The organism is Bradyrhizobium sp. IC4059 (genome assembly GCF_020193615.1).
Lineage (GTDB): Bacteria > Pseudomonadota > Alphaproteobacteria > Rhizobiales > Xanthobacteraceae > Bradyrhizobium > Bradyrhizobium yuanmingense.
In genome coordinates, this window is the sequence record NZ_JADYVH010000005.1 from 377,138 (window position 1) to 396,459 (window position 19,322).

At 65.2% G+C, this 19,322-nt stretch carries 15 protein-coding genes; 5 read left to right on the forward strand and 10 right to left on the reverse strand.

Features of this window, described 5'->3' with window-relative positions:
- Positions 1–23 precede the first annotated feature (23 nt).
- Positions 24–1,376 (reverse strand): Nramp family divalent metal transporter, encoded by a 1,353-nt coding sequence (locus I6F12_RS18365; RefSeq protein ID WP_225113061.1) that lies wholly within the window; start codon positions 1,374–1,376, stop codon positions 24–26.
- A 169-nt stretch (positions 1,377–1,545) separates the two neighbouring features.
- Between I6F12_RS18365 and I6F12_RS18370 the strand changes: the two genes are divergently transcribed.
- Positions 1,546–2,790: an MFS transporter gene (locus I6F12_RS18370; RefSeq protein ID WP_225156957.1), complete on the forward strand. Its 1,245-nt coding sequence runs from the start codon at positions 1,546–1,548 to the stop codon at positions 2,788–2,790.
- A gap of 114 nt (positions 2,791–2,904) precedes the next feature.
- Here I6F12_RS18370 and I6F12_RS18375 read toward each other — a convergent pair whose 3' ends face one another.
- Entirely contained in the window at positions 2,905–4,164 is a 1,260-nt protein-coding gene (locus I6F12_RS18375; RefSeq protein WP_036014983.1) for an adenylate/guanylate cyclase domain-containing protein, read from the reverse strand.
- Positions 4,165–4,328: 164 nt separating this feature from the next.
- Between I6F12_RS18375 and I6F12_RS18380 the strand changes: the two genes are divergently transcribed.
- Positions 4,329–5,486, forward strand: coding sequence for an MFS transporter (locus I6F12_RS18380; protein ID WP_225156958.1), 1,158 nt, complete (start codon positions 4,329–4,331; stop codon positions 5,484–5,486).
- Here the strand turns inward: I6F12_RS18380 and I6F12_RS18385 are convergent.
- The 6 genes from I6F12_RS18385 to dmeF all read right to left on the reverse strand — a co-directional run bounded on the left by I6F12_RS18385 (position 5,428) and on the right by dmeF (position 12,480).
- Entirely contained in the window at positions 5,428–5,682 is a 255-nt protein-coding gene (locus I6F12_RS18385; RefSeq protein ID WP_225140098.1) for a hypothetical protein, read from the reverse strand. The two genes, I6F12_RS18380 and I6F12_RS18385, sit on opposite strands and share 59 nt — an antisense overlap.
- A gap of 2 nt (positions 5,683–5,684) precedes the next feature.
- The gene (locus I6F12_RS18390) at positions 5,685–5,915 is read right to left on the reverse strand and encodes a hypothetical protein (RefSeq protein WP_225140099.1); all 231 of its coding nucleotides are present in this window, start codon (positions 5,913–5,915) and stop codon (positions 5,685–5,687) included.
- Between the two features lie 259 nt (positions 5,916–6,174).
- Positions 6,175–8,175, reverse strand: a complete 2,001-nt coding sequence (locus tag I6F12_RS18395) for a hypothetical protein (RefSeq protein WP_225156959.1) — start codon at positions 8,173–8,175, stop codon at positions 6,175–6,177.
- A gap of 36 nt (positions 8,176–8,211) precedes the next feature.
- Positions 8,212–9,360 carry a phosphatase PAP2 family protein gene (locus I6F12_RS18400; protein ID WP_225156960.1) on the reverse strand — a complete coding sequence of 383 codons (1,149 nt, stop codon included), beginning with the start codon at positions 9,358–9,360 and terminating at the stop codon, positions 8,212–8,214.
- Between the two features lie 39 nt (positions 9,361–9,399).
- Positions 9,400–11,232, reverse strand: a complete 1,833-nt coding sequence (locus tag I6F12_RS18405) for a tetratricopeptide repeat protein (protein WP_225156961.1) — start codon at positions 11,230–11,232, stop codon at positions 9,400–9,402.
- Positions 11,233–11,520: 288 nt separating this feature from the next.
- The gene (dmeF, locus tag I6F12_RS18410) at positions 11,521–12,480 is read right to left on the reverse strand and encodes a CDF family Co(II)/Ni(II) efflux transporter DmeF (RefSeq protein ID WP_036014991.1); all 960 of its coding nucleotides are present in this window, start codon (positions 12,478–12,480) and stop codon (positions 11,521–11,523) included.
- A 194-nt stretch (positions 12,481–12,674) separates the two neighbouring features.
- Between dmeF and I6F12_RS18415 the strand changes: the two genes are divergently transcribed.
- The 3 genes from I6F12_RS18415 to I6F12_RS18425 all read left to right on the forward strand — a co-directional run bounded on the left by I6F12_RS18415 (position 12,675) and on the right by I6F12_RS18425 (position 15,229).
- The gene (locus I6F12_RS18415) at positions 12,675–13,493 is read left to right on the forward strand and encodes a chromate resistance protein ChrB domain-containing protein (protein ID WP_225125115.1); all 819 of its coding nucleotides are present in this window, start codon (positions 12,675–12,677) and stop codon (positions 13,491–13,493) included.
- Positions 13,493–14,875 carry a chromate efflux transporter gene (chrA, locus tag I6F12_RS18420; RefSeq protein WP_225156962.1) on the forward strand — a complete coding sequence of 461 codons (1,383 nt, stop codon included), beginning with the start codon at positions 13,493–13,495 and terminating at the stop codon, positions 14,873–14,875. Before I6F12_RS18415 ends, chrA begins: the two co-directional genes overlap by 1 nt.
- 90 nt (positions 14,876–14,965) lie before the next feature.
- Entirely contained in the window at positions 14,966–15,229 is a 264-nt protein-coding gene (locus tag I6F12_RS18425) for a hypothetical protein (RefSeq protein WP_146207726.1), read from the forward strand.
- Positions 15,230–15,858: 629 nt separating this feature from the next.
- Here the strand turns inward: I6F12_RS18425 and I6F12_RS18430 are convergent.
- Together I6F12_RS18430 and I6F12_RS18435 are read right to left on the reverse strand one after the other, a co-directional pair.
- Positions 15,859–17,403, reverse strand: coding sequence for a GMC family oxidoreductase N-terminal domain-containing protein (locus I6F12_RS18430; protein ID WP_225156963.1), 1,545 nt, complete (start codon positions 17,401–17,403; stop codon positions 15,859–15,861).
- 4 nt (positions 17,404–17,407) lie between these two features.
- Positions 17,408–18,958 (reverse strand): ABC transporter substrate-binding protein, encoded by a 1,551-nt coding sequence (locus I6F12_RS18435; RefSeq protein ID WP_225156964.1) that lies wholly within the window; start codon positions 18,956–18,958, stop codon positions 17,408–17,410.
- Positions 18,959–19,322 lie beyond the last annotated feature (364 nt).

Sequence of the window (19,322 nt, forward strand, 5' to 3'; positions counted from 1 at the left end):
ACTCGCTACTCGCCATTCGCCACTCACCCAAAGAACGTATCTGCCAGCAACTTCAGATTCAAAATCACGATGATGCCCGCGACGATCCAGGCGACCGCGGCAACCGACATCGGGATCGCGAACTTGCCCATCTTGCGCCGATCCGAGACGAAGCGCACCAGCGGGATCACCGCGAAAGGCAGCTGCATCGACAGCACGACCTGGCTGAACACAAGCAAATCCGCGGTGCCGCGCTCACCGTAGATCGCGGTGACGATGATCACGGGAATGATGGCGATGCCGCGGGTCAAGAGGCGGCGCGCCCAGCTCGGCAGGCGCAGGTCGAGAAAGCCCTCCATCACGATCTGGCCAGCGAGCGTCGCGGTGACCGTCGAGTTGAGGCCCGAGGCGAGCAGCGCCACCGCGAACAGCGTCGAGGCGATGCCGAGGCCGAGCAGCGGCGACAGCAGTTCGAACGCCTGCTCAATCCCGGCCACGTCGGAGTGGCCGCTCTTGTGGAAGGTCGCAGCAGCGACGACAAGGATCGCGGCGTTGATGAACAGCGCCAGCATCAGCGCGATGGTCGAGTCCGTCGTCGCCCATTTGATCGCTTCGCGCCGGCCGGTGTCGTTGCGTTCATAAGCGCGCGTCTGCACGATCGAGGAGTGCAGGTAGAGATTGTGCGGCATCACGGTGGCGCCGATGATGCCGATCGCGATGTAGAGCATGTCGGAATTGGTGAAGATCTCGCTCTTGGGCACGAAGCCCCGCAAGACCTCTGCCACCGGCGGAGCCGCCGCCGCGATCTGCACCGCGAAGCAAACGGCGATCACCACCAGCAGCGCGATGACGAAAGCCTCCAGGAAGCGGAAGCCCCGGTTCATCAGCAGCAGCAGCAGGAAGGCGTCGAGGGCTGCAATCAATGCGCCGCCAATCAGGGGAATGCCGAACAGCAGCTTCAGCGCGATCGCCGTGCCGATCACCTCGGCGAGATCGCAGGCGATGATGGCCGCCTCGCAGGCGAGCCAGAGCAGGAAGTTCACCACCCGGGGATAGGAGGCGCGGCAGGCCTGCGCGAGATCGCGGTCGGTGACGATGCCGAGCCGAGCCGCCAGCGACTGGAGCAGGATCGCCATCAAGTTCGAGATCAGGATGACGGAGAGCAGCGTGTAGCCGAACTTCGACCCGCCGGCGAGATCGGTCGCCCAATTGCCGGGGTCCATATAGCCGACCGAGACGAGGTAGCCCGGCCCCACGAAGGCCAGCAACCGCCGCCACCACCGGCCGGCGGCCGGAATGGCGACTGTGGAATTGACCTCAGCGAGGCTCTTGGTGATGGGGGCGTCGGCGCGCCAGCCGGCGAGGTCGGGAGTCATGTGGGGTGATCGGGCATCCATATCGGCAGAATACCCAAGTTCATTCTTATTGCAACTCATTTGCAACTGCATCTAGCGGCGGGCATTCCCGCCGCCGACCGCGGAGATCGCCTCTTGTCGGGAAGCGGGTGGGTTTCGTGATCATCGAGGCCGAACATTGGCGCGAATTCGCCTCAGCAGGATATGCGCTATGTCAACGCCGTCTCGCCTCCCGGACACCTTCAACCGCCTCGCCTGGTCCAATCTCGCGGCGCAATCGGCCGAGCAGATTGCGCTCGCGGCAGCGCCCATCGTCGCCGTGCTGACGCTGGGGGTGGCCGAAGGCCAGACCGGCCTGCTGCAGACCGCGCTCACCCTGCCCTTCGTCCTGTTCGCCATCCCCGCCGGCGTGCTTGCAGACCGCATTTCCCGCCGCAGGCTGATGGCGAGCGCCGAGGCGCTGCGGGCGGTGGCGCTCGCGGCCGTCGTGCTGCTGCTCGCGCTGGGAGCCCTCAACCTGCCGCTGCTGGCCCTGCTCGGCTTCGCCGCCGTGTGCGGCACCGTGGTTTACAGCGTGGCCGCGCCGGCGCTGGTGCCCTCGCTGGTGAGTTCCAACCTGTTGCCGGCGGCGAATGCGCGCATCGAGCTGGCGCGCACCATCGCCTTCGCCAGCGGGCCTGCACTCGGCGGTGCGCTGGTTGGGTGGTGGGGCGCGAGCCCGGCGTTCGGCTTTGCCGCGGCGCTCTCCGCCATCGCGGTCGTGCTGCTCTCCGGCATCTACGAGCCCGCACGTGCGCCAGCGCCCCGGCGGCATCCGCTCCAAGAGATCCGCGAGGGCGCGGCCTTCGTGTTTCACCATCCGCTGCTGCGGCCGGTCTTCATCACCCAGTTCATCTTCAACACCGGCTGGTTCCTGCAAATTGCGGTGTTCGTGCCTTACGCCGTGCGCCATCTCGGTCTGAGCGCCGCCGGTGTCGGCACGGTGCTGACGATGTACGGCGTCGGCATGGTGATCGGCGCGCTCCTCGCCACGCGCGTGATGAAGCGCATCGCCTTTGGCACCGTGGTGGGGCTCGGCCCGGTCACGGGCTACGTCGCCGCCTTGGTGATGGCGCTGACGGTGCTGGTCCCCTCGCCCTGGCTCGCGGGCTTGAGCTTCTTCCTGCTCGGCGTCGGCCCGATCCTGTGGGTGATCTCGACCACGACGCTGCGTCAGTCCGTGACGCCGCCGAGACTGCTCGGGCGCGTCTCCGCCATCAACATCATGAGCTACGGCGCCCGCCCGCTCGGTTCAGTGCTGGGCGCGCTCGTCGGCGGCCTCTGGAGCGCGGAGGCATGCCTCTATCTCGCCGCGGCGATATTCGGCGTGCAGGCGCTGGTGATCCTGCTGTCACCGGCAGTGGGACTGGACCGGCAGCCGGACATGGTGGGAGATGAGGTGGCGGCGCGGTGCTGACCACAAGTGCATTGCGAGGAGCGTAGCGACGACGCAATCCAGGGTCCCTCCGTTGAGGGACTCTGGATTGCTTCGCTGCGCTCGCAATGACGGCGCCTGTTGAGGCCGCGGAGACTAACCCGCCAGATAGCGCTCGTAGCTGCCCCTGACCGGCTCGCTCGCGTCGACTTCCGGATCGAGCGTGTAGAGATCCTGCGCGCGGCCGATGCCGCGCAGCGCGTAGCGGCCGGTGGAGACGAGGTAGCGGCGGCCGGCGGCATCTAGGCCCTTGTAGAATTCGGACGAGGCCAAGAGCTCGCGATCCACCGAGCGGCTCATCGAGGCGATGCGGCTGACCTCGTTGACGGTCGGGCCGACCACGGTGAAATCAAGCCGGTCCTCGCTGCCGATATTGCCGTAGAAGACCTCGCCGACATGCAGGCCGATATAGGCTGACGTGGTCGGACGGCCCTCCGCCGCCCGCCGTTCGTTCAGCGCAGCGACATTCTTGCGGAACAGGTGCTCGGCGCGGAGCGCGGCCCGCCGCGCATCCGCCATGTCCTCGCCCCAGAACATCGCGAGCACGCCGTCGCCGATCAGCTTCAGTACGTCGCCGCCGGCTTCGTGGATCGGATCGATCACGGCCTGCGCATAGTCGTTGAGGAACGGGATGATCTCGTCGGGACCGATGCTCTCGCTGATGCCGGTCGAGCCGCGCAGGTCCGAATACCAAAGCACGGCATTGATGCGCTCGGTGACGCCGCGCGAGATGCGCCCGCGCAGCACCTGCTCGGAGGCGTCGCGGCCGAGATAGACCCGGCCGAGCGTGCGCGCGATGTCGACCTGCTGCGCCGACTTGATCGCGAGCCCCAACACCGGAACCAGATCGCGCAGCGCTTCCAGCTCCAGTCCGGAGAACCCGCTCGCGCGGCGGGTGGTCCAGCAGGAATAGAGGCAATCCATCAGGCCGAGCGCCCCGTTCTCGCCGAAGCGGTGGACGAATGCGAGATAGTGCTTGTGGCCCTTCTCGGCGAGTTCGCCGATCTGCGAGAAATCCATCGACGGCGCATCGGCGAGATCGATCACCATCTCGTCGTGGCCATTCTCGAGCATGTGGAAGAACACCGAGCGGCGCCAGCTCTTGGCGGCGTCGCCGTCGGCGGTCGAGCCGTATTCGAAGGCATCGCTCTCGTTGCTGGGACGATCGCTCCAGCGGAAGCCGCGGCCTTCATAGATCGGATGCAGCGTGTCGATGACGACGAGGCCACGCGACAGTTCCAGCCCCTCGGCGCAGCAACGCTCGCAGAAGCCGCGGAGCAGTTCAATTTCAGGCAGGCCCGTGAGCCCCTGGCCGGTCAGCCAGTTCATCAGCGTAAGGCGCGAGGTCAATTGCATGCGCCATTATGGCGTGCATTCGTGACGAGCGGAAGGCGGATGTCTGCATACAACCCAAAGGCTCCCCGCCGGCAGCAGGTCGAATATGCCGCAGACGCGGTTGACGCGCTCTCGCCGCGAGCTGCAAATGCGCCGATGACACGGCCGATCAGAAATACGAGGACATGACCCAGCGCCAGCTCCCGATCATCCTGGCGCTCGGCACCACGCAGACCCTCGCCTGGGCCTCCAGTTATTATCTGCCGGCGCTGCTCGCCGACCCAATGGGACGCGAGCTCGGTGTCTCCTCCAACTGGATCTTCGGTGCGTTTTCGGCCGCGCTGGTGATCTCCGCAATGCTGGGCCCGCGCATTGGACGGCAGATCGATCTCGTCGGCGGCCGTCAGGTGCTGTCGGCGTCCAACGTGACCATTGCCGCCGGCCTCGTGCTGCTTGGCATCTCGCAGTCGGTGATGGTGATGGCGATCGCCTGGCTGGTGCTCGGCATCGGCATGGCAATGGGGCTCTACGATGCCGCCTTCGCCGCTTTGGGGCGCATCTACGGCACCGAGGCGCGCAGGCCGATCACCGGCATCACGCTGATGGCGGGCTTCGCCTCCACCGTCGGCTGGCCGCTCACCGCCTGGGGCCTGTCGCATATCGGCTGGCGCGAAACCTGTTTTGCCTGGGCCGCCGCCAATATCCTGATCGGCCTGCCGCTCAATTTCTTCATGCTGCCGGTCATCAAGGGCGCCAAGCAGGCGGCAGCCGCGGCCGCGAAGCCGCATGTGCCGCTCGACCGCACCATGATGTTGCTGGCCTTCATCTTCGCGGCGGTCTGGACTGTCACCGGCGCGATGGCCGCGCATTTCCCGCGCATCCTGGAAACGATGGGGGCAACGCCAGCCGAGGCGATCGCGGCCGGCGCATTGATCGGGCCGGCGCAAGTTGGTGCCCGCATGCTGGAGGCCGGCTTCCTCAGCCGCTTCCATCCGCTGTGGTCGACGCGGCTCGCCAGCCTCACCCACCCGCTCGGCGCCGTGACCGTCGCAATCTTTGGCGGCGCTGCGGCGAGCGCGTTCGCGTTGTTCCACGGCTCCGGCAACGGCATCCTGACGATCGCCCGCGGCACCCTGCCGCTGTCGATCTTCGGCCCGAAGGATTTCGGCTATCGCCTCGGCATCATCGGCGCGCCGGCACGGATGGCGCAGGCGGTGGCGCCGCTCGCCTTTGGCCTGCTCATCGACCTCATGGGCGCCAAGGTGCTGATCGTCTCATCCGCGCTCAGCCTCTCGGCGCTGGCCGCGCTGTTCCTGATCCGCGCCGGCCGGCGGCCGGATTGACCAGCACGCCGGCAATCCATTGCGCCGCCGTGAAGTGCTCGAGCGCTGCAAAGCTGCCTTTCGCCAACCCCGCCAGCACCAGTACGACGGCGCCCGCGCCCATGCCGACGGTGAGAAAACCGAGCGCGCTCGAGCGCTGCATCAGCGGTCGCGACAGCACGTTGTAGAACGCCATGCAGAACACCGCACCGGTCATGATCACTCGCCGCGCCATGCGCCCGGTGGGCTTTGCGCGAGGCCAGCCGCCAGCGCCGCCGACACGCGGAGCAGAAACGCGCAAGGCAACAGGCAGAGAAAACCGATCCCCCAACGGAGGGCCGCGAGCAGGACGGGATCGGCGCCGCCGACGAGGTAGCGGGTGACGGCCGCGGCAGTCCCGCCGAAGCTGCTCGAGACAAGCGCGATCGTAACTCCGCCCCACTCGCCCACGACCTTCTCCTGTCACGGAGCTTTCGCGGGCCCTGGCATGATGCTGTTGCCACCCTTGTGGCAGCGGCCTCAGGGAAAGGTCAGTCGGTAAAACTCCGGCGCCATCCTCTGGCTGTCGCGCTGGGCGGTTGTCGTGGTTGATCCAGAGCTGCGCCTTCTCCTTGGCGAGCGTGTCTGCGATCTTCTGCATCGAGGCCGGCGGCGGCCGGAAGCTTGCCCCGACCGGATGCCCTTCCAGCTGGCGCGCTCTTCGCCCACATCACGGCGGATAGAGATCGCCATCACCTCGCTTCTCGTCCGGAGGGCTGGCTGGAGCATCGTGCACCGTCAACGGTCGCCGATCCGCAACCAATCGCGCCAGCTGCGGCGCGGCGGCACTGGTACCGATGAGCCGAAACACCACGCCGCTTCGATTGCCCCCGGCACGTACACCCTGCAGAGCATCTGACTCGTCGCAGAACAGCGCATAGTCGGGACCAACTCGCCGTGGGAGCGGCCCGGTTCGTGCGGGGCCCGCCGACGAATAAGGCGACTTGCGTTTCGGCGCCGACAGAATGTAGCCGCCGGCCACCTGCACACCCGCGACGCTGTCCGTACCGATCCCGTTGAGGGTGCCCAGGCGAGAAACAAGCGAGCCGGTCCTGTCAAATTCCCCACCGGCATACGTGCAGCCGGCCTCGGCCGCGCGACCCGCCTCCCATCCGGCGTCGATGAAGTACGAACGCTTCGCACCCGTGCGCATGTTCATGTTCGGATCGGTACGTGCCACATAGGCATGAACCTCGCTCCCCAACTCGATGCCCTCCACCTTGATCTTCCAATTCCCATGCTCGGGCACCATGCCGGCTCCCGCGATGGTGGGCTCGACCGCAATCAGCCACACCCTGTTGTCACCCCAGTCAACGGGGGCATACGCACCGGTATAGGGCGGAAGCGCCGGTGCAGCGGGCGGCGGGGGTGGGGGACCGGGAGGCGCTGGACCGGCAGTCGACGAGGAGCTACGACCGCCGGGCGAGGTGAGCGTAACAATGACATTGTCCGTGCAGTTCTTCTTCATCCAGACTTCGGCAAAGCAGAGCACGGTATTGTCGGGGGGAAGGCGCCACGTCCATTCGACATGGTCGGGCTCTGCCATGGTTTGCCTGACGAAATGGATGTGCCCATCGCTCAGATAGTTGTTGCCGGCAGGCAGGAAGACGTCGAGCTTTGGACTTACGGAAACGCCGTCATAGTGGGTGACAAGCTCCCTCAGCTTGCCCTCGAGCTCCGACGTGCCGTTGTGAGGTCCGGTTGTCGGCCCGTAGCTGACATTGATCACCACGTTCGTTGTGCCAGAATCGACAAATGACATGATGTAATCGACTGCATCGGCGACGTAACCCTTCAGCCAGACGCCGGTCGCGTCACGAAGGCAGCTCTCGGGAAACTGCACGAACACGATATCTGCTTCGCAAGCGGGATCGGTCAGGGGATCTCCGGGCTGCCAACTTGGCGGATCGCGGCGCGCGATGCGTGCCGAGAGCGGAATGCGTCCGGCGAGGACATCCATTACATGTGCACCATGCGAGGCCTGATGGTTGAGGGTCTTGAAACCTCCACGCGCGTAGCAGCCATCCTCGTCGATCGTGTTTGCCCTCTTGTGCAACTGGATCCAGTCGTTGAGCCCAACCACGCCGGATATGGAGTCTCGAAGGAACTCGAGGCCGTAATTGAAATCGAACGGCTTCTCGCCAAAGACGTCGGCACCTACCGGGATCGGGACTCGGCCTGCGTGCTCGTTCTGATCCCAGACACCGCGCACGCGTGTCCCGGATGCGACACCCGCGATCCTTTTGACAAACTGAGCGGCCGCGAACGGACAGCCATCGTCGATCACGCCGATGAGGAGAGGTGTCGGTGGTTGTTCGCTCGCGGACCTGTTGCGCTGCGCACCCTTTTGTATGGCCGTCGGCTTCAACGGGAGGGACAGCTCGACCCGGGATACGTTGTCGTCCCACGCCCGGAAACTGTCCTTCTCGACAGCCCTTATGTAAGCCCGCATGGTCAGATATCGCGAGTTCGGGCTGGTCAGCCCGAATTCGGCGCCGAAGTCACTAGGACTCATGGCTCTCACAAAATTATCGGCCAGCCCGGCGTGCTTAAGCTCCACGAACAGGAATAGCTTGGACTCCTGCTTGTCGAAAAAATCGAAGTTCTTAAATTCGCTCGCGATTGCGTACCGGAGGTACGGGTCGAAGCATCTCGGCAATTCCTCGGCCATGGAATGCTCTCCACTTCGGTTGCAGGGACGTGTTTCCTACGGAAATCTTGTCGAAACTTCGTAGTAGGCCTTGTCCCATAGTTCCTTCATCAGGAGGGACTGCGTAACAGTCCCTCCTGTGGTTTCCGAATAGAACTTGTTGGCATTGAGCGCCTGGTCAGCATGGAAGGGATTGAAATCCGTGCGAGAGTTACTGTCGGCGTGGCTGGCGTTGAATTTGCGGCTCTTGGTTGCCGTGCTCCCGAGACAACGGCCGACGAAGTACTCGCCCAAGGCGATACCCAGCATCCGCCCTGCCATGCTGTCGACTGGAAAATGGACTCCGGCCACGACCCGATTGGTTGCGATTCGTGCGGCCTGCCGGTCGAGCTGCTCGACGATCTCCGGGAATCCGGATGTCGTCTTGTGCAGGCTCAATAGCCGTTTCAGCACGTAGGCTACCGCGTAAGCCTGCGTCGCATGTCCGCTCGGGAAACTTCCGTGTCCCGGGGTCGTGATCATCGGCTGAACCTGGGCGTTGTATTCCACGGGACGCGAGCACCCTAGCGCATGCTTGAAGCGCATTTCCACGTAGACACAGAATTGCAGGACCATGTTGATGAGCTCGAACGTGCGCCTGTTCCTCTCGGGATGCAGATAGACGATCGAAGACCAGAAGGCATACTGGGGATCGATCTGCGCCATGATTTCCGTGGCGCGTTCGTTGCGCAGCTCGGCCCAACTCAGGACCATCGCAATCTGGTCTTGAAACGTCGACGCGCTCGGACGTCCGATCTCCGCAATCACGTATGCGGGCGACCGAACCAGGAATGCGTTTGGATCGGTAGCCGACACCTGAAGGGTGATGCCCTGCAGCATCTCCCCGACCGCCGTGTAGGCGCGCACCCACGGCTCCCAGCGATCCAGTTGGGCGGGGTCGTCGATCGTTGTCGGCAAGCCCGGCGCGTAAAAATAGAAGTATGGAGGTGCCGAAATTTCGGGAACAACGATTGTCCCTTCGCGAGCGCGGATGAGTGCATCCACCATAATGGGATTGGCCCAGACGTCGCCGAGCGTGCCAAGTATCGCCCCACCGGCCCCTCCAGCGCCGCCCGCTCCGCCTGCACCTCCTGCCCCCCCTGCGCCGCCGGCTCCGCCAGCACCACCTGCGCCGCCTGCTCCTCCCGCCCCGCCTAGTTGAGCCATTGCCTGCCTCCTTATGAAAACAAGTCGGTATGAGGTTAGTCAGCCTGTCGTCGGTAGTCCTGCCACTTCGAGGCAGCGAGCCCAGTGCCTGCCTGTTTCGAGATGCGCATTGGGGAGGCGCCCGATGTATCGATCTAGGGTCAAATGCGGCTCGAGCTCGCACATCTTGCCCAAGGCTTCGCGGGCCTCCGCGACCCGTCCCTGCGAAACGAGTGCGATAGCGAGGACCCGCCACGTAGACGGATGCATGCGATTGAGAATGAGAGATGAGCGCGCGAGCTCTTCCGCCTCGTCGTATCGATGCGCCGATAGAAGCGCCGTGGCGCCCAGGGACTCGAAATAATACCGCTGCGGATCGAGCGGGGAGAGTTTCAGAGCGCGCCGCGTTGCGTCCACGGCTGCCTCGCCGTCGCCTTTGAAGGCGTCGACGGTGCCCCGGTAGAGCCAGCCCAACGCGTGGCTGGGGTTGGCATCGACGGCCTGCTCGCACCGCTTTCGGGCAGCGTCCAGGTCCTTCAACATGTGACAATAGACGAAGCCTTCGGTCGCAAGCGCAAGCGCGTCGGACGGGTCACGGTCGAGCGCCGCGCGAGTGGCGCTCAAGGCCTCGGCGGCCTCGCGTTTGCGGTCCTCGGACCAGCCGCGCGTCATGCGCAGGATGTACCAGTTGGCGAGCCAGGCGCGCGGGGCAGCTATTCGGCCGTGGCGATTGATCAGTTCCTCCAGCACCGTCCGGGTCTGGAGAAACTCCTCCCTGCTCGACCGGTGCATCAGGCGGATGCTGCCAAGCAGCAGCGAGTAGCTTTCTAGCGTCGGTAACGGCTGGGTCAGGATATGCTCGACCTCGGCATCGAAGACCGACAGATGCACTGCAGCGGCGATGCGGTGAGCCAGTTCGCTCTCCGGCTGCAGCAGATCGCCGATATTGCCGCTCAGGCGGTCGGTCCAGACGACTTGATTGGTTCGCGCCGCGGACAGCTCCGCCGTCAGCAGAATCCGGTCCGCATCGACCACATAGCTGCCGCTGAGAATGTAGGTGGCACCGAGATGCGCCGATACTTCCGCCACATCGCTGACCCTGCCGCGAAATATGTTGGTCGACAGACGCGAGATCACCTTGAGGTTCGCCGATCTGGAGAGGCACCAGATCACGCTGTCCGCGATCAGGTTACCAACGTCGAGATGCTCCTCCGCGTCCTTGCGCGCGTCGAAGGGGATGACGGCGATCGTCGGCTCCATGGGAGTTCCATAGTCTCGCCGAGCTGCGAGGCTTGGGTGTGGACTGGCCGGACCAACGCGGTAGGCGCGAACCGGCTTGTCAAAGTGCTTGAGGATACAGTCGCCCAAATCTTCGCACAGCGCATCCACTCCGTGCGTCAGCTCGTCGCGCGCCGCAGCGCTGCCAATCGTCTCCCCCGGACTGGCCAGGCTGGCAAGAGCTGTCGCCAGTTGCTCATGCGCGGCCTCGCTGGCGATGGTTTCACCGGGACCGGCAAGAGTTGCGAGCCGGGCTGCGAGGTTGATGCCGGTGCCATAGATGTCAGTGCCGTCACTCCAGGCGGTGGAGGAGTTGATCCCCGCACGAAGCTGGAAGTGTTGATCTTCAGGCCGCCCGGTGTTCTGAACGGCGATACTCCGGTGCATTTCGGCGGCGGCATTGACGGCATCACGCACGGATTCGAAGCGGGCCATGAGCCCGTCTCCGAGGCTCTTCACGAGGCCGCCGCGATAACGCGGCAGAATTTGGCCGGTGGCAAGTTGGACGAAGTCGGTCCATCGACGCACCGCGGACGCCTCATGCTCCCGCATCAGACGCACGGACTCGACGAGGTCGACCAAGAGGACCACGGTGTCCTGCTGCACGAGGCCCATTGCTCGTCTCTCCGAAGCCCGGCCTCCGCTGACCGGGCTCTCAGGTGAATGGCCCTTAAGGCCGGTACTGCTTCACTACCTTGATGTTGACCGGACCTTGCCCGGCAGTTGCGAACTCAGCGCACGCACGTCCTCATCGAGCGCACGTCAATCCATACTGCGCAGCTGGCCGCTCGGTTATGAACCAGATCACGATTTGCGAAACGCCCGGGTGGGTCGCAATCGCGACAACTCAAAATGAAAACGCAAACTTCTTCTCGTCATGCGCGAAGTCACGTTCACTCACCGCTAATGCGGGCAGGTCTCGACCTCGACCGTGACGTGGCTGAGGCCCTTCAGCCCGGCGAGCCGCCGCTTGTAGACGGCCGGCTGCTTCGGCTTGTCCGACACCACCGAGAGCAGCACGGCACAATGGCCGGGGCCGACCTGCCAGAGATGCAGGTCGGTGACGCGATCCTCACCGACCTCCATGCGGGCGCGGATCACCCGCTCCAGCTTCTCGTCGGCGCGCACGTCGAGCAGCACCGCACCCGATGATTTGATCAGGCCGAATGCCCAGCTCGCGATCACGGCGCTGCCGATCAGACCCACCGCCGGGTCGGCCCAGACCCAGCCGGAATACATGGCAAGGCCGAGCGCTGCGATCGCCAGCACCGAGGTTGCGGCATCGGTCATGACATGGACATAGGCCGCGCGGAGGTTGTTGTCGTGCTGATGGTGGTGATGATCGCGCTCGTGGTCATGCTCGGCGTGGTCATCATGCGCATGGCCATGGCCGTGGTGATGATCGTGGCTGTCGCGCAGCAGCCACACGCTGGCGAGATTGACGCCCAAGCCGAGAGCAGCCACGGCCATGGCCTCGCCGTAGACGATCGGCACCGGATTGATCAAGCGCAGCACGCTCTCATAGGCGATCTCGACCGCGATCAGGCCGAGGATGATCGCGCTGGCGAAGGCGGCAAGATCGCCGAACTTGCCGGTGCCGAAGGTGAAATGCGCATTCCCCAGATGCCGCCGCGCGAAGCGATAGGCGAAGGCGGCAATGCCGAGCGCCGCCGCATGGGTGCCCATGTGCCAGCCGTCGGCGAGCAGCGCCATCGAACCGAACAGCGAGCCGGCGACGATCTCGCCGACCATCATGACCAGCGTCAGCACGACCACGAACCAGGTGCGGCGCTCGTTGTCGTCGTGCTTCTCGCCCAGGAAGGCGTGGTCATGGGTCCATTGTTCGATGGAATGGGAATGCATCGAATTCTCCAGAAGATTCAGCTCTGTTGGCCTCCAATATAGACGGCAGGCACCAATTTTCTAAGGACCAATCGTCCCGCGGATTGACAGTGCTTCTTAGTTTCGCTGTAATCTGCGCCATGGGGATTTGAGCGATCTCCCCACGAGGCGACAGGCCCAAGCATCGCGTCCCGTTTGGTTCTCGAGGACGCATCATGTCTACATTCACGACCATCTCATCCGACAAAATGGCACGGCTGATCGGCACGGCGAATGCGCCTGTTCTGATCGATGTGCGCACCGAGCAGGATTTCGCCGCCGACCGGCGGCTGATTCCCGGCTCCATCAAGCTCGGCCACGACAACGTGGCGGACTGGGGCGGCGCCTTCGCCGGCCGCCGCGCCGTAGTCTCCTGCCTCCGCGGCGAGAAGCTCGCGCAAGGCACCGCGGCCTGGTTACGCCAGCTCGGCGCGCAGGCCGAAACGCTGGAGGGCGGCTTCGAGGGCTGGAAGGCGGCCCAGCTGCCGCTGGTCGACGCCCGCAAGCTGCCGCCGCGCGATGCCAAGGGTCGCACCGTCTGGGTGACGCGGGCGCGGCCGAAGGTCGACCGCATCGCCTGCCCGTGGCTGATCCGCCGCTTCGTCGATCCGGGCGCAGTGTTCCTCTATGTCGCGCCGTCCGAGGTGGTCGCCGTCGGCGAGCGGTTCGGCGCAGCGCCCTTCGACATCGAGAACGTGTTCTGGAGCCACCGCGGCGAACTCTGCACCTTCGACGTGATGATCGAGGAGTTCGGCATCGCGACTCCGCCCCTGCTGCGCCTCGCGACGCTGGTGCGCGGCGCCGACACCGCGCGACCCGACCTCGCGCCGGAGGCGCCCGGCCTGCTCGCGGCCTCGCTCGGGCTGTCGCGCATGTATGACGACGACCTCGAGCAGCTCGAGGCCGGCATGCTGCTCTATGATGCCTTCTACCGCTGGTGCCGCGACGCCACCACCGAGACTCACAACTGGCCGACCAACAAGGTGAAGGCGTAATGGACGTTCGCGCCGATCAAGCGGGAGCTGGTGCCGGTCACGGCATCAGCTTCAACGAAGCGTTCCGCGTCTGGCTCCGTGTCGCCTGCCTGAGCTTTGGCGGGCCCGCGGGCCAGATCGCGGTGATGCACCGCATCCTGGTCGAGGAGAAGAAGTGGATCTCCGAAGGCCGTTTCCTGCACGCACTGAACTATTGCATGCTGCTGCCGGGACCTGAGGCGCAGCAGCTCGCGACCTATGTCGGCTGGCTGATGCATCGCACCGCCGGCGGGCTGATGGCGGGCGGGCTGTTCATCCTGCCCGGCATCATCGCCATCATGGGCCTCAGCTACATCTATGCCGCCTTCGGCAATGTCAGCTTCGTCGAGGCGCTGTTCTTCGGGCTCAAGGCGGCCGTGCTCGCCATCGTCGTCGAGGCGGTAGTGCGCGTCGGCAAGCGCGCGCTGAAGAACCGCATCATGATCGCGCTCGCGGCCGCGGCCTTCGTCGCGATCTTCTTCTTCGCGGTCCCCTTCCCGATCATCATCATCGCCGCCGGCCTCATCGGTTATGCCGGCGCCCGAAGCGGCCGTCCGGAATTCGCGCCGGCCGGTCACGGCCATGGCGGCGGCGCCGCGATCGACAGCATGCTCGGCGAGGCCGTGCCCGATCACGTCCGGCCCAACACGGCGCGCGCGATCCGCGTTGGTGCACTGTGGCTGGCGCTTTGGCTGGTGCCGGTGATCGCACTGCTGATGGCCCTGGGTCAGGCCAATGTGTTCAGCCAGATCGCGCTGTTCTTCTCGAAGATGGCGCTGGTTACGTTCGGCGGCGCCTATGCGGTGCTGGCCTATGTCGCCCAGCAGGCGGTCGAGCATTATCATTGGCTCAAGCCGCATGAGATGCTCGACGGTCTCGGCATGGCCGAGACCACGCCGGGCCCGCTGATCATGGTGCTGCAATTCGTGGGCTTCATGGCGGCCTATCGCGACCCTAGCGGCCTGTCGCCGATGCTCGCGGCCACGCTCGGCGGCCTGCTCGCGACCTGGGTCACCTTCACGCCCTGCTTCCTCTGGATCTTCGTCGGCGCGCCCTACATCGAGCGCCTGCGCGGCAACGCGGGCCTCGCCGGCGCGCTCAGCGCGATCACCGCCGCCGTGGTCGGCGTGATCCTCAACCTGTCGATTTGGTTCGCGCTGCACATCCTGTTCCGCGAGACCGTGCCGGTGCATGCGTTTCCGCTGAACTTCGACATGCCGGTGCTGAGGAGCGTCGACGTGCCGGCGCTGGTGCTGGCGATCGCGGCGGCCACCGCGATCTTCCGGTTCAAGCTCGGCATGCTGACGGTGCTGGCGGGCAGCTGCGCGGCGGGCGTGGCGTTGCGGATGGCCGGGGTGATCTGATGCCAGGGACGTGACTAATCGTGAGTCCAGGATGAGTTGGAACGCCGCGGCCGAACGCCACCTAGGCAGGGGGCGTTTGGAGAAACAGCGATGCGTTTCCTTCTGGTTTTCAGTTTTCTGATCACCTTGGTCGGCGCTGCCGACGCCGCACAGGCGCGTCATCCACACCGGCGGCACGCGATTGTCCATTCCGGTCAGGGTATGGTCCCGTCCGGTCCAGCTTCGGGCTTCGCCTACGCGCCGCCGCCGGAAACCTCAGCTTATCCTGGCGCCACTGAACCTTATTTCGGCGCTTCTCAAGGTTATGCGCCCGGCGAAAAGGAGCGGTTTCTTCGCAGTTTGTTCAGTCCGTAGGGCCCGTGCCACCCCTAGGCCTTGCGCTGTCGCGGCGAGGGCGTGGGAAAGCTGCTGAGTTGAATCCCGCAGCCTTCCCTTATTCACGTCAATAAGCGCCGACGTTTGTTAGCGTCGGGTTGGATCGTTTGTGCCGCCCGGACGGATGGTCTGAGGACCGCCCTGGCCGGAACCCGCGCCACTGCCGCCGCCGGCGCCTACGCTGGATCCCGTCGAACTGCCGGTACCTGCATCGCCCGCTCCCGTTCCACCCGCCGCGCCGCTCGTTCCGCCGCTGGTTCCTCCGGCCCCGGCGCTAGCGCCCGCACCCGCGCCGCCCGCTCCACCTGCGCCGGCCCCGCCTCCGGCACCTCCGCCCGCCTGCGCATGGGCGAACCCGATCGAGGCGCCGGCAAGCAACGCACACATGGCTACTGAGAAGATTGTCTTTCGCATGGTTCAAACTCCGATTGACGATGACATGCCAATCGAAGCCGCGCGCAAACGTTCCTGATGATATTCGTCGGAGGCTTTCAACATCGCTAGGAACGATGTTGCGCAACGTTCAATTGATTCCAGTCCCGCGGCCACTCGACGTACCCTTCCGCGTAGCGCGCACGACTCATCACATGGCAGATCCTGGCCGCTGGCTATCGCATCATCATCCGCGCGATCGCTTCCCCGATCACCACCGTCGTGAAGTGCGTGTTGGCGCGGCAATCGGACGGCATGATCGAGGCGTCGGCGACGCGAAGGCCGCTGATCCCTTTCACGGTACCATCGGGGTTGACCACGCCATCGGGGTCGTTCCCGCCGCTCATGCGGCAGCTGCCGGCGGCATGCTGGATGTCGCCGGTCTCGCGGCGCAGCACCGCGTCGAGCTCGTGATCGGGCAGGCTGGCGGCCTGCGGCAGCGTCAAATCCGTGTCAGCGAGCCTGATCCAGTCGGCGATGCCTGACAGCGCCGGCTGCGACGTGATGACCGCGAGGCGTTTCACCGCATCGATCATGCGCAGCATGTCGCGCGGATCGGCCAGCATGTTCTCCTCGACGACCGGATCGATTGCAGGATCGGTCGAGGCCAGCTTGAGCGTCCCGCGCGAATAGGCGTTGAACAGCCCCGCGCCGATCGCTCCGGGGTTCCCGATGCCGCGATGATTGAAGGCGATCAGGATCATGTCGCGCTTGCCGCCATTGGCGAGGCCGGAGGAATAGGTCACGCAGCAATTGGTGTGGCGCGTATCCGGATCGGTGGGACGAAGCTCGTCCCGGAGCTGGATCGTGGCGCGAAACAGCGGATGGTCGAAGAAATGGCGGCCGACCGGCAGATCGCGCTCGACCGCGATCCCCATCGCCTTCAACTCCTCAGCCGGCCCGATGCCCGAGCGCAGCAGGATCGCCGGACTGTGGATGGCGCCGGCGCACAGCACGATCTGACGTGCGCTGATCTCGTCGGTGCCCTGCCCCTGGATATGGACGCGGACACCCGTTGCCCGTCCGTCGCTGATCAGCACGCGATCGACCAGCGCATGCCCGCGGATCTCCAGATTGGCGCGCCCGCGCGCGGGCTCGAGATAGCCCTCGTTGGTGGTGATGCGGCGCAAGTCGCGGCTGTTGATGGGGTAGCACGCAACGCCCTCGCCGTCCGGACCATTGACGTCGGCGCACCAGGGATAGCCGCTCGCAAGTGCCGCATCGCGCAAGCCGCGGTCGATCGGACCCCACTTTTGCAAAGGCGCGCGGTAGACCGGCAGTGGCCCGCCGCGGCCGTGGTCCTCGACATCGCCGAATTCCAGATCGTCCTCGATCACCGAAAACAGCGGCATCACCTCTTTCGCCGACCAGCCGGTGCAGCCATTGGCCGCCCATTCGTCGAACGCATCGGCAACGCCGCGGATCGCGATCTGGCCGTTCATCATCGACGAGCCGCCGAGCCCCTTGCCGCGCCAGTAGAAGCGCGGCTCCTGCCCAGCGACGCGGCGCGTCAGAAGATCGGGCCATTGCCATTTCTCCTGGTACTCGCGCTTGTGGATGATCGGGATCGGATTCGGCGTCCGCACCTCCCAGGGCGCCTCGTCGGCGCGCCAGTCGAGCCCCGCCTCGAGCAGCAGGACGCGCCGTGCGGGATCTTCGGAGAGCCTTGCGGCCACGGCGGCGCCGGCGGAGCCGCCGCCGACAACAATGACATCGTACATCGCGCTACTTCTCAACGTTCCAGAACACCGGGATGGCGGACGGTATCAGACCGCGCAAAGTCGCGCGATAGGCGGCCGGCTGCGCGAACTGGCCCCACGGGATTCCGGGCGCCTGATCGTACATGACGGCCTGGATCTCGCCCGCGATCTTCTTCCGGTCCGCCTCGGCCGGCGCCTTGGCGAAGGCTTCCATCAGAGGGGTGATACGCGCATCGCATTGCCAGCCGGTGAAGTCGGCACAGTTGAAGGCAACCATGACATTGGTCAGCGGCGAGCCGAGGTCGAAGCCGCCGGCGTGGACGCCATAGACGCTCCAGCCCTCCTTCTTGGCGCGGCGCGCCAGCACGCTCGCCCAGTCCATCACCTGCAGATCGACGTTGAAGCCGGCCGCCTTCAGCCGCTCGGCGAGCACCTGCGCCGAAACGCGCGGGGCTTCGAGGTCGTTGGCCTGCATCACGACGACGGGCTCGCCGGCATATTTGGTCGCCTTCAGCGCAGCCTTCGCCGCTTCGATCGAAGGCTTTGCGGCGGCTTCCGTGCCGGCCTTGCTCTCGTATGTGGTGCCGCAGGTGAAGTAGGTCGCGCAAGGGGTGGCGTATTTGGCGTCGAGCCCGAGCGCATCCAGCACTTCGCGCTGGTCGACCAGCTTCCACAGCACGCGGCGGATTTCTGGATCATCGAACGGCTTCGAGGCCGCGTTGAGACGGTAGGCGCCCGCGAACATGTTGCCGCCGGTGTAGTTGACGAGCTTGACGCGCGTGTTCTTCTCCAGCTGCGGCAGCAGATCGAACGGCGCGTACTGCATGAAATCGATTTCGCCGGCCTGCAGCGCAGAGGCGGCAGTCGCACCATCGGGAATGACGCGCACCTCGAGCGTGTCGACATTGACGCGCTTGCCGCCGGCCAGGAAGTCCGCGGGCTCGGGACGCGGCACATAGTCGCCGAACTTCTTCAGGATCATGCGGTCGCCGGTGCGGTGGTCGGCCTTGCTGTAGACGAACGGGCCGGAGCCGACGATCTCGGTGATGCGCTGGTCGCCGGGCGTCTTCGCGATGCGCTCGGGCATCATGAAAGCGACCGGGCTGACGGGATTGCCGAGCGCGTCGATGACGAGGCCGGACGGCTCCTTCAGCGTCAGCACGAAGGTTTTCGCATCGACCGGCTCGAGCGAAGCCGTGATCGCGAAAATGCGGCGGCCGAGTGCGCTGCGGGTGCCCCAGCGACGCAGCGAGGCCACGCAATCGGCTGCCGTGACGGGCTGGCCGTCGTGCCATTTCAGGCCGTCGCGCAGCGTGAACGTATAGGTCAAGCCATCGGGCGAGACTTTCCAGTCCTGCACCATTTGCGGCTTGATGTCGCCCTTGGCATCCTTCGCAAACAGCGTGTCGAACACCATGTAGCCGAACGTGCGCGAAATATAGGCCGTGGAGAAATGCGGATCGAGCGTGACAATCTCCGCCTCGAGCACCGCGACGAGATTGCCCGCCGCATGCGCGGGCGCCGCCGCCAGCGCAAGGCCGACCAGCGCGGGAATGAAAGCCTTCAGTTTGAGCATTGGGGTGTTTTTGCCTTTTGACCAGCCGTTTGCGTTCAGCAGGAAAAAGCAATGTTCGTGCCCACACGTATGCGCTCATAGCTAGCTGCCACGCGTTTGCAGGATGCACATACTTACAGTTGGAGAGCGAGGCTGTCGCAGCTCGTCATTGCGAGCGCAGCGAAGCAATCCAGAGTCTTTCCGCGGTGGGATTCTGGATTGCTTCGCTGCGCTCGCAATGACGGTGGAGAAGCAGAGAGCACAACACGCGCTGTCGCCGCCCGGCTTGACCGGGCGACCCCGTATTCCAGAGACAGCTGATGGATACGGAGAAGCCGCGGCGTACTGGATGCCCCGCCCCCGTGCGCAATTGCGCACTAGGCGG

Bases quoted from the DNA above. Each gene is read 5' to 3' on its own strand.
- I6F12_RS18430 (WP_225156963.1), bottom strand. From the start codon at position 17,403: ATGTACGATGTCATTGTTGTCGGCGGCGGCTCCGCCGGCGCCGCCGTG.
- I6F12_RS18385 (WP_225140098.1), bottom strand. From the start codon at position 5,682: ATGACCGGTGCGGTGTTCTGCATGGCGTTCTACAACGTGCTGTCGCGA.
- I6F12_RS18395 (WP_225156959.1), bottom strand. From the start codon at position 8,175: ATGGCCGAGGAATTGCCGAGATGCTTCGACCCGTACCTCCGGTACGCA.
- I6F12_RS18405 (WP_225156961.1), bottom strand. From the start codon at position 11,232: ATGGGCCTCGTGCAGCAGGACACCGTGGTCCTCTTGGTCGACCTCGTC.
- I6F12_RS18435 (WP_225156964.1), bottom strand. From the start codon at position 18,958: ATGCTCAAACTGAAGGCTTTCATTCCCGCGCTGGTCGGCCTTGCGCTG.
- I6F12_RS18425 (WP_146207726.1), top strand. From the start codon at position 14,966: ATGCGTTTCCTTCTGGTTTTCAGTTTTCTGATCACCTTGGTCGGCGCT.
- I6F12_RS18380 (WP_225156958.1), top strand. From the start codon at position 4,329: ATGACCCAGCGCCAGCTCCCGATCATCCTGGCGCTCGGCACCACGCAG.
- I6F12_RS18375 (WP_036014983.1), bottom strand. From the start codon at position 4,164: ATGCAATTGACCTCGCGCCTTACGCTGATGAACTGGCTGACCGGCCAG.
- I6F12_RS18400 (WP_225156960.1), bottom strand. From the start codon at position 9,360: ATGGCTCAACTAGGCGGGGCGGGAGGAGCAGGCGGCGCAGGTGGTGCT.
- chrA (WP_225156962.1), top strand. From the start codon at position 13,493: ATGGACGTTCGCGCCGATCAAGCGGGAGCTGGTGCCGGTCACGGCATC.
- I6F12_RS18370 (WP_225156957.1), top strand. From the start codon at position 1,546: ATGTCAACGCCGTCTCGCCTCCCGGACACCTTCAACCGCCTCGCCTGG.
- dmeF (WP_036014991.1), bottom strand. From the start codon at position 12,480: ATGCATTCCCATTCCATCGAACAATGGACCCATGACCACGCCTTCCTG.
- I6F12_RS18365 (WP_225113061.1), bottom strand. From the start codon at position 1,376: ATGGATGCCCGATCACCCCACATGACTCCCGACCTCGCCGGCTGGCGC.
- I6F12_RS18415 (WP_225125115.1), top strand. From the start codon at position 12,675: ATGTCTACATTCACGACCATCTCATCCGACAAAATGGCACGGCTGATC.